The sequence below is a fragment of the Pseudoflavonifractor phocaeensis genome, assembly GCF_016901955.1.
Lineage (GTDB): Bacteria > Bacillota > Clostridia > Oscillospirales > Oscillospiraceae > Flavonifractor > Flavonifractor phocaeensis_A.
Genome location: NZ_JACJLC010000077.1, coordinates 1 through 13,794, shown reverse-complemented (window position 1 = coordinate 13,794; position 13,794 = coordinate 1). Strand labels below are relative to the sequence as shown.

The 13,794-nt window shown below is 64.1% G+C and carries 10 protein-coding genes and 1 pseudogene; 10 read left to right on the top strand and 1 reads right to left on the bottom strand.

What is annotated here, in order from left to right:
* Positions 1–224: pseudogene (locus tag H6B51_RS13790) on the bottom strand (sporulation protein); the annotation flags it as partial.
* A 120-nt stretch (positions 225–344) separates the two neighbouring features.
* Between H6B51_RS13790 and H6B51_RS13785 the strand changes: the two are divergent.
* The 10 genes from H6B51_RS13785 (at position 345) to H6B51_RS13740 (ending at position 13,670) form a co-directional block, all read left to right on the top strand.
* Positions 345–932, top strand: a complete 588-nt coding sequence (locus H6B51_RS13785; protein WP_204884226.1) for an HD domain-containing protein — start codon at positions 345–347, stop codon at positions 930–932.
* A gap of 2 nt (positions 933–934) precedes the next feature.
* Positions 935–2,320: an MATE family efflux transporter gene (locus H6B51_RS13780; RefSeq protein ID WP_204884225.1), complete on the top strand. Its 1,386-nt coding sequence runs from the start codon at positions 935–937 to the stop codon at positions 2,318–2,320.
* 217 nt (positions 2,321–2,537) lie between these two features.
* A complete protein-coding gene (locus H6B51_RS13775) occupies positions 2,538–4,331 on the top strand; it encodes an FtsW/RodA/SpoVE family cell cycle protein (protein WP_335342169.1) in 1,794 nt (597 codons plus the stop codon).
* On the top strand, positions 4,318–5,688 hold the full coding sequence (locus tag H6B51_RS13770) for a penicillin-binding transpeptidase domain-containing protein (protein WP_204884224.1): 1,371 nt from the start codon (positions 4,318–4,320) through the stop codon (positions 5,686–5,688). Before H6B51_RS13775 ends, H6B51_RS13770 begins: the two co-directional genes overlap by 14 nt.
* 183 nt (positions 5,689–5,871) lie before the next feature.
* Complete coding sequence (gene yfbR / locus H6B51_RS13765) at positions 5,872–6,480, top strand: 5'-deoxynucleotidase (RefSeq protein ID WP_335342168.1); 609 nt, start codon at positions 5,872–5,874, stop codon at positions 6,478–6,480.
* A 22-nt stretch (positions 6,481–6,502) separates the two neighbouring features.
* Positions 6,503–8,404 (top strand): transglutaminase domain-containing protein, encoded by a 1,902-nt coding sequence (locus H6B51_RS13760; protein ID WP_204884223.1) that lies wholly within the window; start codon positions 6,503–6,505, stop codon positions 8,402–8,404.
* Positions 8,405–8,447: 43 nt separating this feature from the next.
* Positions 8,448–8,717, top strand: a complete 270-nt coding sequence (locus tag H6B51_RS13755) for an ACT domain-containing protein (protein WP_204884222.1) — start codon at positions 8,448–8,450, stop codon at positions 8,715–8,717.
* Positions 8,718–8,729: 12 nt separating this feature from the next.
* Positions 8,730–10,088, top strand: coding sequence for a PFL family protein (locus H6B51_RS13750; RefSeq protein ID WP_207753938.1), 1,359 nt, complete (start codon positions 8,730–8,732; stop codon positions 10,086–10,088).
* Positions 10,089–10,233: 145 nt separating this feature from the next.
* Positions 10,234–12,186: a molybdopterin-dependent oxidoreductase gene (locus H6B51_RS13745; protein WP_204884221.1), complete on the top strand. Its 1,953-nt coding sequence runs from the start codon at positions 10,234–10,236 to the stop codon at positions 12,184–12,186.
* A 149-nt stretch (positions 12,187–12,335) separates the two neighbouring features.
* Positions 12,336–13,670 carry a glucose-6-phosphate isomerase gene (locus H6B51_RS13740; protein ID WP_204884227.1) on the top strand — a complete coding sequence of 445 codons (1,335 nt, stop codon included), beginning with the start codon at positions 12,336–12,338 and terminating at the stop codon, positions 13,668–13,670.
* Positions 13,671–13,794: the final 124 nt, after the last annotated feature.

Here is a 13,794-nt window from a genome sequence, read left to right as displayed (position 1 = left end):
CCCCCCAGGGCTCCGGCGAAGGCGGCCCCCATCCGGGCCGCCGCCCCCCGGCCCAGGGCCAGGGACAGCCAGGTGATAAAGGTGGTGAGTCCGGCAATGACCAGAGTATGACCGAAGGCGGGCCGCACCCCCCGCACCGCCCAGCCCATGGCCAGGATCACCGTATCAATATTACAGGCGGCGGCAAACAAGCCCGCCGCCGCCAGCATGGAAAGCCACTCCATAGGGCACCTCCTGTTCCGTCCATCCTATGCTGGGATAGGGCGGAGGGACCCGGGGTGGCTTTTTGCGGCGGGCTGTGCTATACTAACAATTAACCTAGCTAAAAAAGAAGGAGTGCCGCCATGGACTGCAAGGAAACCTTCCTCCAGCTCTTCCGGGAAAATATCCACCGGGAGGGAGCCGCCGCCCTGCTGGACTATCTGGAGCACAAAAGCGACTTTTTTACCGCCCCCGCCTCCGCCCGGTTCCACGGCTCCTATGCCGGGGGGCTGTGCGAGCACAGCGTGAACGTGTACCGCTGTCTGGAGGCCTATCTGGAGCGGGAGCGGGTCAAAGAGCTGTACGGTCTGGATTATTCCGCCGAGACCGTGGCTCTGGTGGCTCTCCTCCACGACGTGTGCAAGATCGGCTGCTACAAGGGGGGTACCCGCAATGTGAAGGGCCCCGACGGCAAGTGGAAGGCGGTGCCCACCTTTTACTATGAGGACAGCCTGCCCTATGGCCACGGGGAAAAAAGCGTGTACATCCTCTCCGGCTTTCTGCGGCTCACCCGGGAGGAGGCCATGGCCATCCGCTGGCATATGGGCTTTTCCGGGGAGGAGGACAAGCGGCTGGTGGGCCAGGCTCTCCAGCAGTACCCCCTCGCCTTCGCCCTCAGCGTAGCCGATATGGAGGCCACCTATTTCTTAGAGAAAGACGAGGCGCAATAACAGTGGCGAAGCGGGAAAATGATCTGGGCCGGGACCCTATGGGCAGACTGCTGCTGCGGCTGGCTCTGCCGGCGGTGATGGCCCAGTTGGTCAACGCTCTGTACAATATCGTGGACCGGATGTACATTGGCCATATCGAAGGGGTGGGGGATCTGGCCCTCACCGGCCTGGGGGTGTGCTTCCCGGTGCTCATGTTCGTCTCCGCCATCTCCGCCCTGGTAGGCATGGGAGGCGGCTCCCGGGCGGTGGTGCGCATGGGGGAGGGCAAGGAGGACCAGGCCAACGCCATTCTGGGCAGCTGCACCGCTCTGCTGATCCTCCTGTCGGTGCTGGCCACCGCTGGCTTTCTGGCGGTAAAGGAGCCCATGCTCTACCTCTTCGGCGCCACCGACAACACCATCGGCTACGCCAGCGACTATCTGACCATCTACCTCTGCGGCACCATTTTTGTGGAGATCTCCCTGGGCCTCAACTTTTTCATCACCTCCCAGGGCTTTTCCACCATCTCCATGGCCACGGTGCTCATCGGGGCCGCCGTCAACATCATCCTGGACCCCATTTTCATCTTTGGTCTGCACATGGGGGTGCGGGGGGCGGCCCTGGCCACCATCATCGCCCAGGGAGTTTCGGCAATATGGGTGCTCCGGTTCCTCACCGGCAGGCGCACCAAACTGCGGCTCCAGCGGCGGTATTTCCGCGTCAGCTGGAAGGTATTGGCCCCCGTGTTGGCTCTGGGGGTATCTCCCTTCATTATGCAGTCCACTGAAAGCCTGGTGAATATTGCTTTTAATACCTCCCTGAAGGCCGCCGGCGGAGACCCTGCCGTGGGAGCCATGACCATCTGCTCCTCGGTGATGCAGGTATTTTTCCTGCTGCTCCAGGGATTGGCCCAGGGCGCCCAGCCCATCATCGGATTCAACTACGGCGCGGGCCATTTGGACCGGGTAAAGCAGGCCTTCAAGCTGCTGCTGATCTCCACCCTCACCTTCAGCTGTGCTGTCTGGGCCGTTCTGGAGCTTTTCCCCGAAGCCTTTGTGGCGCTGTTCAACGATAAGCCGGAGCTGATGGCCATTGCCGTCCGCTCTCTGCGGATTTATGCCGCCGGCATGTTCATGATGGGGATACAGACCGGCTGCCAGCAGACCTTTGTGGCCCTGGGACAGGCCAAGATCTCCCTTTTCCTGGCCATGCTGCGGAAGATCATCCTGCTGATCCCCCTGATCTATCTGCTGCCCCTCTTCTTCTCCGACCGGGTATTTGCCATCTTCCTGGCCGAGCCGGTGGCGGATATCCTGGCCGCCCTCACTACCGGCTGCCTGTTCCTGTGGCGATTCCCCCGGATTTTGGCCCGCCGCAGGCAGGCTCTGGAGGAAAACCAGCCCCATTGATCCCCTGCCCCATGCCTTCGGCGGATGCCGGAGGCATGGGGTTTTTCCACATTTGTGGCTGGCAGGTGGGGAAAACCTTGTGGAAGTTGTGAAGAATTCCTTAAAACCACATTCCATCTTCCTCTTCGTCTTTTTCATAAAGAGAAGATGTGTTATACTGGGAGAAAAGCGGGGCGCACCCCGCCCGATTGTCAAACTGGAAAGGAGGTGGGCGGACATGATGGCGCTGCTCACCGGCTGGCTGGCGGAACATCAGCTTTTGTGCGCCTGGTATACCTCCATCGTGCGCTTTGTGTTCCCGGTGCTGGCCCTGCTCATCCTCATCCGCACCATCCGCTCCCTGCTGACGGTGCCCTGCCTGCCCGAGGTGTGGGCCTACCTCACCCTGCCCAACGGAGCCAACCAGCCCCTGACCCACTGGGAGAACATTCTGGGCCGGGGAAACAGCTGTGACGTGGTGCTCAACTATCCCGTGGTCTCCCGGCAGCACGCCGCCCTCATCCGCCAGGAGGACGACAGCTGGCTGGCCTATGACCTGGACTCCAAGGGAGGCGTCACCGTCAACGGCAAGGCGGTGGAGGGGGCCGCCCCGGTGAAATACGGGGATGTGGTAGCTCTGGGAGGCGTGGAGACGGTGCTCCTCCCCCTGTCCCCCGAGGAAAAGGCCAGGCGGCGGCAAAGTCGCCGCCAATCCCGTCCTGTGTCGCCCTGGCTGGGACTGGTGCTGCTCACCATCTTCCAGGGACTTACCGCCCTCCAGCTGGTCATCAGCGAGGGGCCGGAGGCCTCTCCCATGATCCCCTTCACCTTCCTGTGCCTGTGCGGCATGATGTGGCTCTACTTCCTGGTGCTGCGGGCCACCCGCCGGGTGGGCTTTGAGATGGAAACCATCGCCTTCTTCCTGTCCACCCTGTCTCTGGCCATCACCTGCTCCTCCAACACGGCCGCCCTGTTCAAGCAGTTTTTGTGCGTGGTGCTGGGATTGATCCTCTTTCTGGTGCTGGGGCTCTTCCTGCGGCAGCTGGACCGGGTGCAGAAGATCCGCTGGCTCATGGCGGGGGCGGCCATCGGCCTGCTGGGTCTCACTCTGCTGCTGGCCCTGGCAGGAGTTACCAGCACCAAATACGGCGCGGCCAACTGGCTTACCATCGCCGGGGTGTCGGTGCAGCCCTCGGAGATCGCTAAAATCTGCTATATCTTTGCCGGCGCCGCCACCCTGGAGCGGCTGTTCCACAAGCGGAACCTGGGGCTGTTCATTGTGCTTACCGGCGTGTGCCTGGGCTGCCTGGCCCTGATGAGCGACTTTGGCACCGCCGCCATCTTCTTTATCACCTTCCTGGTTATCGCCTACCTCCGCTCGGGGGACTGGACCACCCTGGCCCTCATCTGCGGCGGCGGGGTGTTCGCTGTGCTCACCATGCTGTCGGTGAAGCCCTATATCCTCAACCGGTTCGCCTCCTGGGGCCACGCCTGGCAGAATTCCTCGGTGGGCAGCGGCTACCAGCAGACCCGCACCATGTCGGCCGCCGCCTCCGGCGGCCTGGTGGGCGTTGGCCCGGGAGAGGGCTGGCTCCACAATGTGGCCGCCGCCGACACCGACCTGGTGTTCGGCATGCTGTGTGAGGAATGGGGGCTCATCATCGCCATTCTGGCGGTGCTGTCCATCGTCACCCTGGCGGTGTTCGCCGTCCGGGCCAGCCGGGCGGGCCGGTCCACCTTCTATATCATCGCCGCCTGCGCCGCCACCTCCATGATGGTGTTCCAGACCTGCCTCAACGTGTTCGGGGCGGTGGATATCCTGCCCCTCACCGGCGTCACCTTCCCCTTTGTGTCCAACGGCGGCACCGCCATGATGGCCTCCTGGGGGCTATTGGCCTATCTGAAGGCCACCGACACCCGGCAAAACGCCAGCTTTGCCATCCGATTGCCCTCCCGGAAAGAGGACCGGCAGAGCGCCCAGCTGGCCATGAAGCACCCCGACGAATGGGAGGACGGCTATGAAGAAAATTGAAAAACGAGCCCTCCTCTGTCTGATCCTGGCGGGAGCCCTGGTGCTGGGGCTGGGCTTTTATGTGATCCGCTATGTGCTCTACGGCAGCCGGTGGGCCTCCTTCGCCGCCAACCGCCACCTGTACAACAGCCAGGGCCAGCTGGCCATCGGCCGGGTGCTGGACCGGGACGGGGACGTGCTCACCTGGGCCGACGAGGACGGAGCCCGGCACTATTATGAAAACGCCACCGTCCGCAAGGCCACCCTCCACGCCGTGGGGGACGCCGAGGGCAAGATCGGCACCGGCGCCCTCACCGCCTTTGCCAGCCAGCTGACGGGATACAACCTGTTCACCGGGGCCTACTCCCCTCTGGGCAACGGCAACGACCTCTATCTCACCATCGACGCCCGGTACAACTACATTGCCTACCAGGCCCTAGGAGGCAAGAAGGGGGCGGTGGGGGTATACAATTACCAGACGGGAGAGATCCTGTGCATGGTATCCTCCCCCACCTACGACCCCCTGGACCCGCCGGAGGATCCGGACAACGACCCGGCCTATGAAGGGGTCTACCTGAACCGGTTCCTCTCGGGCACCTTCCCCCCGGGCTCGGTGTTCAAAACAGTGACCCTCACCGCCGCCATTGAACACATTCCCGACCTCTTTGACCGCCACTGGACCTGTACCGGCTCCACCGTGGTGGAGGGGGAGACCATTACCTGCCCCTACGCCCATGGGGAGATGGATATTTATGACGCCCTGGCCTCCTCCTGCAACGGAGTGTTCGCTCAGCTGGCGGTGGAGCTGGGCGGCGATACCCTGGAGGCCTACACCGAAAAGGCGGGACTCACCTCCAATTACTCGATAAGCGGCCTGAAATCCGCCGCCGGCAGCTTTGACTTCTCCGCTGAAGGCGGACAGCTGGGCTGGGCCGGCGTGGGCCAGTACAACGACCTGGCCAACCCCTGCGCCATCATGGTATACATGGGGGCGGTGGCCCAGGGCGGTAAAACCGCCGTACCCCGGCTCATCCTGAAAACCGAGACCCCCCTGGGTCTACCCTCCCTGCCCCAGCTCACCAGTAAAACGGGTACCCTCATCGAGGCCTCTACCGCCGCCACCCTGGCGGATATCATGTCCCGCAACGTCATCGACGCCTACGGGTCCGGTCGGTTCCCCAATATGGACATCTGCGCCAAGAGCGGCACCGCCGAGGTGGGGGGCGGCGAGGCCCCCCACGCCTGGTTCGCCGGTTTCCTCCGCAACGAGGACGCCCCCTACGCCTTCGTGGTGCTGGTGGAGAACGGCGGCTCAGGGGCCGACGTGGCCGGCTCGGTGGCCGCCCAGGTGCTGGACGCGGTGGTCAACGGATATTAATTCCGCCAAATGGACGTACAATAAGGTTTTCCACGATTTGCACCGATTTTTCCACATTTCCTTCCGCCATGTGGGAATCTTCTCAGCGGCGCCGTCGGCGCCGCTTCTTTTTTCGCCGGGCAGAGGTTTACAATAGGTGGCAAGCCGTGATAAAATAACTTACTTCGGAAGGGAGGTCCTTTTGTGACACAGCACCCCTTTTTTGCCTATCTCTCCCGGATGCGGTATATCCAGCGGTGGGGCCTCATGCGCAACACGGTCCAGGAAAACATCCAGGAGCACTCCCATATGGTAGCGGTGCTGGCCCACGCCCTGGCGGTGATCCGGCGGGACGTGTTCGGCAAGGAGGCCGACCCCGGCCTGGCCGCCGCCGCCGCCCTGTACCACGACGCCCCGGAGATCCTCACCGGCGATTTGCCCACCCCCATCAAGTACTACGACCCGGACATCCGGGAGGCCTACAAAAAGGTGGAGGATTTCTCCGCCCAAAAGCTGGTGGCCATGCTGCCGGAGGAGCTGCGCCCCGCCTTCGACCCCCTGCTGCGGGAGGACTACGACCCGGAGCTGCGGGCCCTGGTGAAGGGGGCGGACAAGCTGTCGGCCTACATCAAGTGCCTGGAGGAGCTGAAGGCGGGCAACGCCGAGTTCCGCCAGGCCGCCCGGCAGACCCGGGAGGCCCTGGAGGGCTACCACCTGCCGGAGCTGGACTACTTCATGGAGCACTTCCTCCCCGCCTTCACCCTGACCCTGGATGAATTGCAGGGCGGCGGGGAACACGAACCCCAAACGTAACGGGAAAGAGAGGACAGAAGAGATGAAAGCGTCTATCTTCCGGCGGCTGGCCGCCGGTGTGCTGAGCTGCGCCCTGCTGTGCACCACCAGTCTGGCCGCCTTTCAGGTAAGCTGGAACGGCAAGCAGTACCCGGTGGACGACCGGGTGACCCAGAGCGTGATGTTCCAGCCCATGCTGGACGATCTGATGATTAAAGCCGCCCGGAACGAGTACACCGACGACCAGTTTGCCGACGCCCTGGACCTGATGGTCCGGGCTATCATCGCCTCGGACGACAGCCTGGGCCTGGAGCCGGACGACGGCACCGACCCGGACGTACTGGCCCAGGCCAGCTACGACTTTGACCCGGCCACCGGCACTATCCGCAAGGTCACCGTCACCAAAAACGCCCCTCTGCTGGACATTCCCCAGACCATCGACGGGGTGACGGTACGGGCCATCGGGCCCTACGCCATGACGGGCCTCCAGGTGGAGGAGATCGCCCTGCCCATTACCATCGAGGAACTGGATCAGGTGATCGTGGCAAACTGCCCCCTGCTGACGGCCATTTCCTACTACGATACTGAGACCCGGGTCTCAGCCCGGATCTATGAAAACTGCCCCCTGCTGGCAGCCAACGGGCTAAACCTGTACGCCCCCTATGTCGAGCAGGATATTGCCTTTATCTATCGCTTCGATGATGAAGCTATCACTTATATCTATACCGGGGAAAACGCTGATCGCCCCAAAGGGCTGATGACTGACATGGAGGTATTCCAGGGGGACGGCTCCGGAATGCAATGGGACCGGCAGCTCACCCGGGCGGAGGCCATCACCCTGCTGATCCGCCTGCTGGGCATGGAGGAGGAGGCCCGGGCCGCCGCTTCCCAGCCCTGTTCCTTCCCCGACGTACCCGACTGGGCCAAGGGCTATGTGAACCTGGGCTACCAGCTGGGCATGGTGGCCGGAGTGGACGACGGCTCCCTGTTCGGCCCCAGCCGGCTGTGCGACGGCCAGCAGCTGTGCACCATGCTGCTGCGGCTCACCGACCTGAAGGAAAACACCGACTTCTCCTGGTCCACCGCCATTGGCGATATGCGGAACCTGGTGGACCGGGGGCGTGCTCTGAATCCCCAGGGCCTGCAAAATGTGGACAACACTCTGTTTGCCGCCCTGTATAACGCCCCCTTTACCCGGGAGCTGGCCTGCGCTCTGCTGTACCGGGCCCTGTCCATTCCCGTGGACGGCGGCGCCAACTCCCTGGGGGATAAGCTGTGCGTGGAATACGGCCTGTCCACCAGCCTCCTGGCCCGGTATAACGTCCGCCTCACCCCGGCGGCCCTGAATGGCAGGGTGGCGGACAGCGTGGGTGAGAACGAAATCCTGCTGTATTCTCTGCTGGTCATGATGGACGACCAGGCCAAAGATGAAGCCGTAAGCAAAGTGGTTGGTCGGGAGGTGCCGGCGGAGATCGCCGATCTGACCCAGTCCATTATCACCGGCCTCACTTCCGACTACGACAAGGCCCAGGCCATCTGCTTCTGGATCGTCAACCACATCGCCTACGACCAAGATACCTATGAGGGCCGGGCCAATGATCCCCAGGACGCCCTGTCGGTGCTCCGCAACCGCCGGGGGGTATGCGAGGGCTATGCGGCGCTTACCTGGGCCATGATGGTGGCGGCGGACATTCCCGTTCTGACGGTCACCAACCAGTTTCCTTTTGAGCTTAGTGGCCATGCCTGGAATGAAATTTATGTGGACCACCGCTGGATGTCGGTGGATAATACCTGGAGCAGCCAGCTCCAATACCGCAACGGCGTTACCACCGGCAAGCTGGTCAGTTTTCTGGCTCAGTTTGATATTTCCTATGAAAAATTTTATTGTGGCCATTCCCTGAATCCTTTCTGGACCATGACCATACCCAATACCTACTTTTACTAATACTTAAATTACAAATACAGAATATGAAAAAGGAGTCTACATTATGAGAGCCATCGTCACCGTCCTGGGCAAGGACCGGGTGGGCATCATGTCCACTGTGTGCACCCTGCTGGCCCAGCACAACGTCAACATCCTGGACATCAGCCAGACCATCCTGCAGGACTACTTCACCATGGTCATGCTGGTGGACACCGCCGAGTGTGACCTGCCCTTTGCCGACCTGGCCGCCCTGCTGGCCCAGGAGGGGGAGGAACGGGACCTGTCCATCCGGGCCCAGCGGGAAGACATCTTTAATGCAATGCACAGAATTTGAGGGTAAGCGGACATGATCAATACCACTGAAATCTTTGATACCATCCACATGATCGACCAGCAGCATCTGGACGTGCGCACCATCACCATGGGCATCTCCCTGCTGGACTGCGCCGACGCCGACGCCGGAGTGGCCTGCCGGAAGATCTATGACAAGATCTGCCGCCGGGCGGAGCGCCTGGTGGCCACCGGTGAGGCCATTGAGCGGGAGTTCGGCATCCCCATCGTCAACAAGCGCATCTCGGTGACCCCCATCGCCCTGGTGGCCGGGGCCTCCAACGCGGAAACCTACGTACCCTTTGCCGTGGCCTTGGACAACGCCGCCAAGACCACCGGGGTCAACTTCATCGGCGGCTTTTCCGCCCTGGTGCAGAAGGGCACCACCAAGGCCGACCGGAAGCTCATCCACTCCATCCCCGAGGCCCTGGCCCGCACTGAGCTGGTGTGTTCCTCGGTGAACGTGGGCTCTACCCGGGCGGGCATCAACATGGACGCCGTGGGGGCCATGGGCCGCATCATCAAGGAGACCGCCGCTCTCACCGCCGACCAGGGTGGCTTCGGTTGCGCCAAGCTGGTGGTGTTCTGCAACGCCGTGGAGGACAACCCCTTCATGGCCGGCGCCTTCCATGGCCCCGGCGAGGGGGACTGCGTCATCAACGTGGGGGTCTCCGGCCCCGGCGTGGTGTACCACGCCCTCCAGGACGTGAAGGGCCAGCCCTTTGACGTGGTGGCCGAGACCATCAAAAAGACCGCCTTCCGGGTGACCCGCATGGGCCAGCTGGTGGCCCAGGAGGCCAGCCGCCGCCTGGGGGTGCCCTTCGGCATCGTGGATTTGTCCCTGGCCCCCACCCCCGCCGTGGGGGACTCCGTGGCCCGTATCCTGGAGGAGATGGGCCTGGAGACCTGCGGCACCCACGGCACCACCGCCGCCCTGGCCCTGCTCAACGACGCGGTGAAGAAGGGGGGCGTCATGGCCTCCTCCCACGTGGGCGGCCTGTCCGGCGCCTTTATCCCCGTCAGTGAGGACGAGGGCATGATCGCCGCCGCCCGCTCCGGCACCCTCCACCTGGACAAACTGGAGGCCATGACCTGCGTGTGCTCCGTGGGCCTGGACATGATCGCCGTCCCCGGGGACACCTCCGCCGCCACCATCTCCGCCATCATCGCCGACGAGGCCGCCATCGGCATGGTCAACTCCAAGACCACCGCCGTGCGTATCATCCCCGCCCCCGGCAAGGTGGTGGGGGACACGGTGGAGTTTGGCGGTCTGCTGGGCTCCGCCCCCGTCATGCCCGTCCACCCGGAGAAGAGCGACGCCTTCGTAGCCCGGGGCGGCCGGATTCCCGCCCCTATGCAGAGCCTGAAAAACTGACGGTACGCCCCCTCATCCGCCCCTCCGGGGCACCTTCCCCCCTGTAGGGGGAAGGTTTTGCGCCGTGCGCACCCCACTGCAAATATATCACACGCAAAAAAAGGCCGCCGGGGGCGGCCTTTTTTCCAAAGGAGGCTTCCATATAATGTCTGTCACCCGCTCCGCCTGTCCCTACGACTGTCCCGAGGGCTGCTCCCTGCTGGTGGAAACCGATGGGAACACCGTCACCGCCATCACCGGCGACCCCGCCAACCCCTACACCAACGGCTGGGTGTGCGGCAAAATGCGCAAGCTGCCCCAGGCCATCCACGGCCCCGACCGCATCCTCACGCCCCTCCGCCGCACCGGCCCCAAGGGGGCCGGCCAGTTTGCCCCCATCTCCTGGGCAGAGGCGGTGGAGGAAATTTTGACCCGCTGGAAGGCTCTGATAGCCCAATACGGGGCGGAGACCATCCTGCCCTACTCCTATGCCGGCACCATGGGGGCGGTCCACCGCAACTGCGGGGAGGGCTTCTTCCACGCCCTGGGAGCCAGCCGGCTGGTGCGCACCCTGTGCAGCTCGGGCAAATCCGCCGGGTGGCAGACGGTGATGGGGGATTCCTGCGACCTGGCCCCCTGGGACCTGCTCCACAGCGACCTGATCCTGCTGTGGTCGGCCAACATCCCCGCCACCCGGGCCCACCTGGGGCCTATTTTACGTCAGGCCAGGGAGAAAGGGACAAAAATCCTGCTCATCGACGTATACGAGAACCCCTCCGCCTCCCTGGCGGACGGGACCATCCTGGTCCGGCCCGGCTCCGACGGGGCTCTGGCCCTGTCCATCCTCCAGGTGCTGGCGGCGGAGGGCCTCACTGACGAGGACTGGCTGGCCGCCCACGCCACTGGCTGGGAAACACTGAAGGCCACTCTGGGCCGCTGGACCCCGGAGGCCACCCAGGCTCTCACCGGCCTGGCACCCGAGGCGGTGCGCTCCCTGGCCCGGGCCTACGGCAGGGCCAAGGCCCCGGCCATCGTGCTGGGCAGCGGCTTCTCCCGCTCGGGCAACGGGGGGGAGGCCACCCGGGCCATCGCCGCCCTCCCCGCCGCGGTGGGGGCCTGGGCCAAGCGGGGGGGCGGCACCTACGGAGTGTGCTCCTCCCCCAGCCTGGTGGATAAATCCCTGGTGAAGCTGCCCCACCTGGCGGGAAGCACCCAGCAGGTGAACATCAACCGGCTGGGCCCCGCCCTGGCGGGGGAAGACGTCAAGGTACCCATCCACAGCCTGTATGTCTACCACGCCAACCCGGCGGCGGTGACCTCCGACCAGGGGGCCATCCTCCGTGGGCTGGCCCGGGAAGACCTGTTCACCATCGTCCACGAGCGGTACTTGACCGACACCGCCCGCTACGCCGACCTGGTGCTCCCCGCCCCCTACATGGTGGAGACCGCCGACCTGTACACCGCCTACGGCTACCGGCAGATCCAGTACGTAGACCCGGTGGTGGCCCCGCCTGGGGAGGTGAAAAGCAACTGGGAGGTGTTCTCCCTGCTGGCCCGTGCTCTGGGTCTGGACGACCCCCACTTCTCCCGGACGCCGGAGGACCTGTGCCGGGAGCTGGTGGAGAAAAGCGCCGCCCTCACCCCAGAGGAGAAGGCCCGGGTGCTGGCCGGGGAGCCGGTGGTGCTGGAGGCCCCCTTCCCCCTGCCCATCGGGACTGCGGACGGCAAGGTCCACCTGGCCGATCCTTCCCCCATCACCTGGTACCCGCCGCACGGAGGCCCGGAGCCCTTCCGGCTGGTATGCGCCCCGGCTATTGCCTCCCTCAACTCCTCCTTTCAGGAGCTGGCCGCCCCCAGCCTGCCGGTGTTCCGCATGAATGCCGCCGATGCCGACGCCCTGGGTCTGGCCCACGGGGACCGGGCGGTGTGCGCCAACGACCTTGGGGAGGTGGTATGCGCCGTGGCCCTGGACAAGGCGGTGGCCCTGGGCACGGTGGTGGCTGAGGGCGTGAGCCCCGGCCAGGGCACCGTCAATACTCTTACCCATCCCCGGCTCAGCGATTTGGGGGAGGCCACCACCCTTAACGACAACACCGTTTCGGTGCGCCCCGCCGGGTGAATTTTCTTCCAGTCATTAGGGGGAAATTTCCCTTTTCCCCTTTGCAAAACCGGCGGCTCGGTGTATGATATCCTCATAAGCGTATCTGGAGCCGCCCGGCCCCAGCGGTCTGGCCGGCAGATCATTTACTAAGGAGTGACGCCATTATGATGATCCAACTCGATACCTCCAACGCCCGTTCCTTTGTCTCCGAGGACTGGCTGTCCAGCCGTCTGGACGCTCTGGAGAGCGCCCGTCAGAAGCTGGAGACCGGCAGCGGCGCGGGCGGTGATTTTACCGGCTGGGTCCACCTGCCCCGGGACTACGACAAGGAGGAGTTCGCCCGCATCCAGGCGGCGGCGGAGCGCATCCGCAAGGACTCCCAGGCCCTGGTGGTCATCGGCATCGGCGGCTCTTACCTGGGGGCCCGGGCGGTGGTAGAGCTGGTCAACTCCCCCAACTTCAATCTGACCCACAAGGACGGCCCCGCTGTCTACTTCGCCGGTAACGGCCTGTCCACCGACGGCATGCGGGAGGTAATGGACCTGATCCAGGACAAGGACTGGTCCATCAATGTGATCTCCAAGTCGGGCACCACCACCGAGCCCGCCGTGGCCTTCCGTATCTTTAAGAACCTGCTGGAGGAGAAGTACGGCAAGGAGGAGGCCCGCAAGCGCATCTACGCCACCACCGACGCCAAGAAGGGGGCCCTGAAGGGCCTGGCCGACGCCGAGGGCTACGAGGAGTTTGTGGTACCCGACGCCATCGGCGGCCGCTACTCTGTCCTCACCGCCGTGGGCCTGCTGCCCATTGCCTGCGCCGGAGTGGATATCGTGGCCCTGATGGAGGGCGCCCGGGAGGAAATGGAGGCGCTGGCCGTCCCCGGCGAGGCCAACCCCGCCTGGCAGCTGGCCGCCGCCCGCCATGCCCTGTATACCGCCGGCAAGAAGGTGGAGATCCTGGTGGGCTATGAGCCCTCCTTCCGGTTCTTCGGCGAGTGGTGGAAGCAGCTCTTCGGCGAGAGCGAGGGCAAGGACGGCAAGGGCCTGTTCCCTGCCAGCGTGGAGTTTACCGCTGACCTGCATTCCATGGGCCAGTATATCCAGCAGGGCGAGCGCATCATGCTGGAAACCGTAGTGCGCTTCCAGAACAGCAACAGCGACCCCATCGTCATTCCCCACGACCCGGACAACGTCGACGGGCTGAACTTCCTGGCCGGCAAGGAGCTGTCCTTTGTGGCTGAGCAGGCCATGCGGGGCACCCTGCTGGCCCACGTGGACGGCGGCGTGCCCAACCTGATGGTCACCGCTCCCGGCCGCTGCGCCAAGAGCGTAGGCGCGCTGATCTACTTCTTCGAGTATGTCTGCGGCCTCACCGGCTATCTGATGGAGATCAACCCCTTCAACCAGCCCGGCGTGGAGGCCTACAAAAACAATATGTACGCCCTCCTGGGCAAGCCCGGTTACGAGGACAAGAAGGCCGAGCTGGAGGCCAGACTGGGTTAAGTACCGGATTAGGCCGGGCTTGCCCAGGGGACCCGCCCCAGGCGGGACGGCGCTTTTGCGCCGAAGGGCGGCGGGATTCACTTCCGCCGCCCGCAAATCAAATCCAGGGGCCCCCATGGGAGCT

Excerpts from the sequence above, each read along its gene's own strand:
- H6B51_RS13785 (WP_204884226.1), top strand. The coding sequence starts at position 345 with ATGGACTGCAAGGAAACCTTCCTCCAGCTCTTCCGGGAAAATATCCAC.
- H6B51_RS13775 (WP_335342169.1), top strand. The coding sequence starts at position 2,538 with ATGATGGCGCTGCTCACCGGCTGGCTGGCGGAACATCAGCTTTTGTGC.
- H6B51_RS13770 (WP_204884224.1), top strand. The coding sequence starts at position 4,318 with ATGAAGAAAATTGAAAAACGAGCCCTCCTCTGTCTGATCCTGGCGGGA.
- H6B51_RS13760 (WP_204884223.1), top strand. The coding sequence starts at position 6,503 with ATGAAAGCGTCTATCTTCCGGCGGCTGGCCGCCGGTGTGCTGAGCTGC.
- H6B51_RS13755 (WP_204884222.1), top strand. The coding sequence starts at position 8,448 with ATGAGAGCCATCGTCACCGTCCTGGGCAAGGACCGGGTGGGCATCATG.
- H6B51_RS13750 (WP_207753938.1), top strand. The coding sequence starts at position 8,730 with ATGATCAATACCACTGAAATCTTTGATACCATCCACATGATCGACCAG.
- H6B51_RS13745 (WP_204884221.1), top strand. The coding sequence starts at position 10,234 with ATGTCTGTCACCCGCTCCGCCTGTCCCTACGACTGTCCCGAGGGCTGC.
- H6B51_RS13740 (WP_204884227.1), top strand. The coding sequence starts at position 12,336 with ATGATCCAACTCGATACCTCCAACGCCCGTTCCTTTGTCTCCGAGGAC.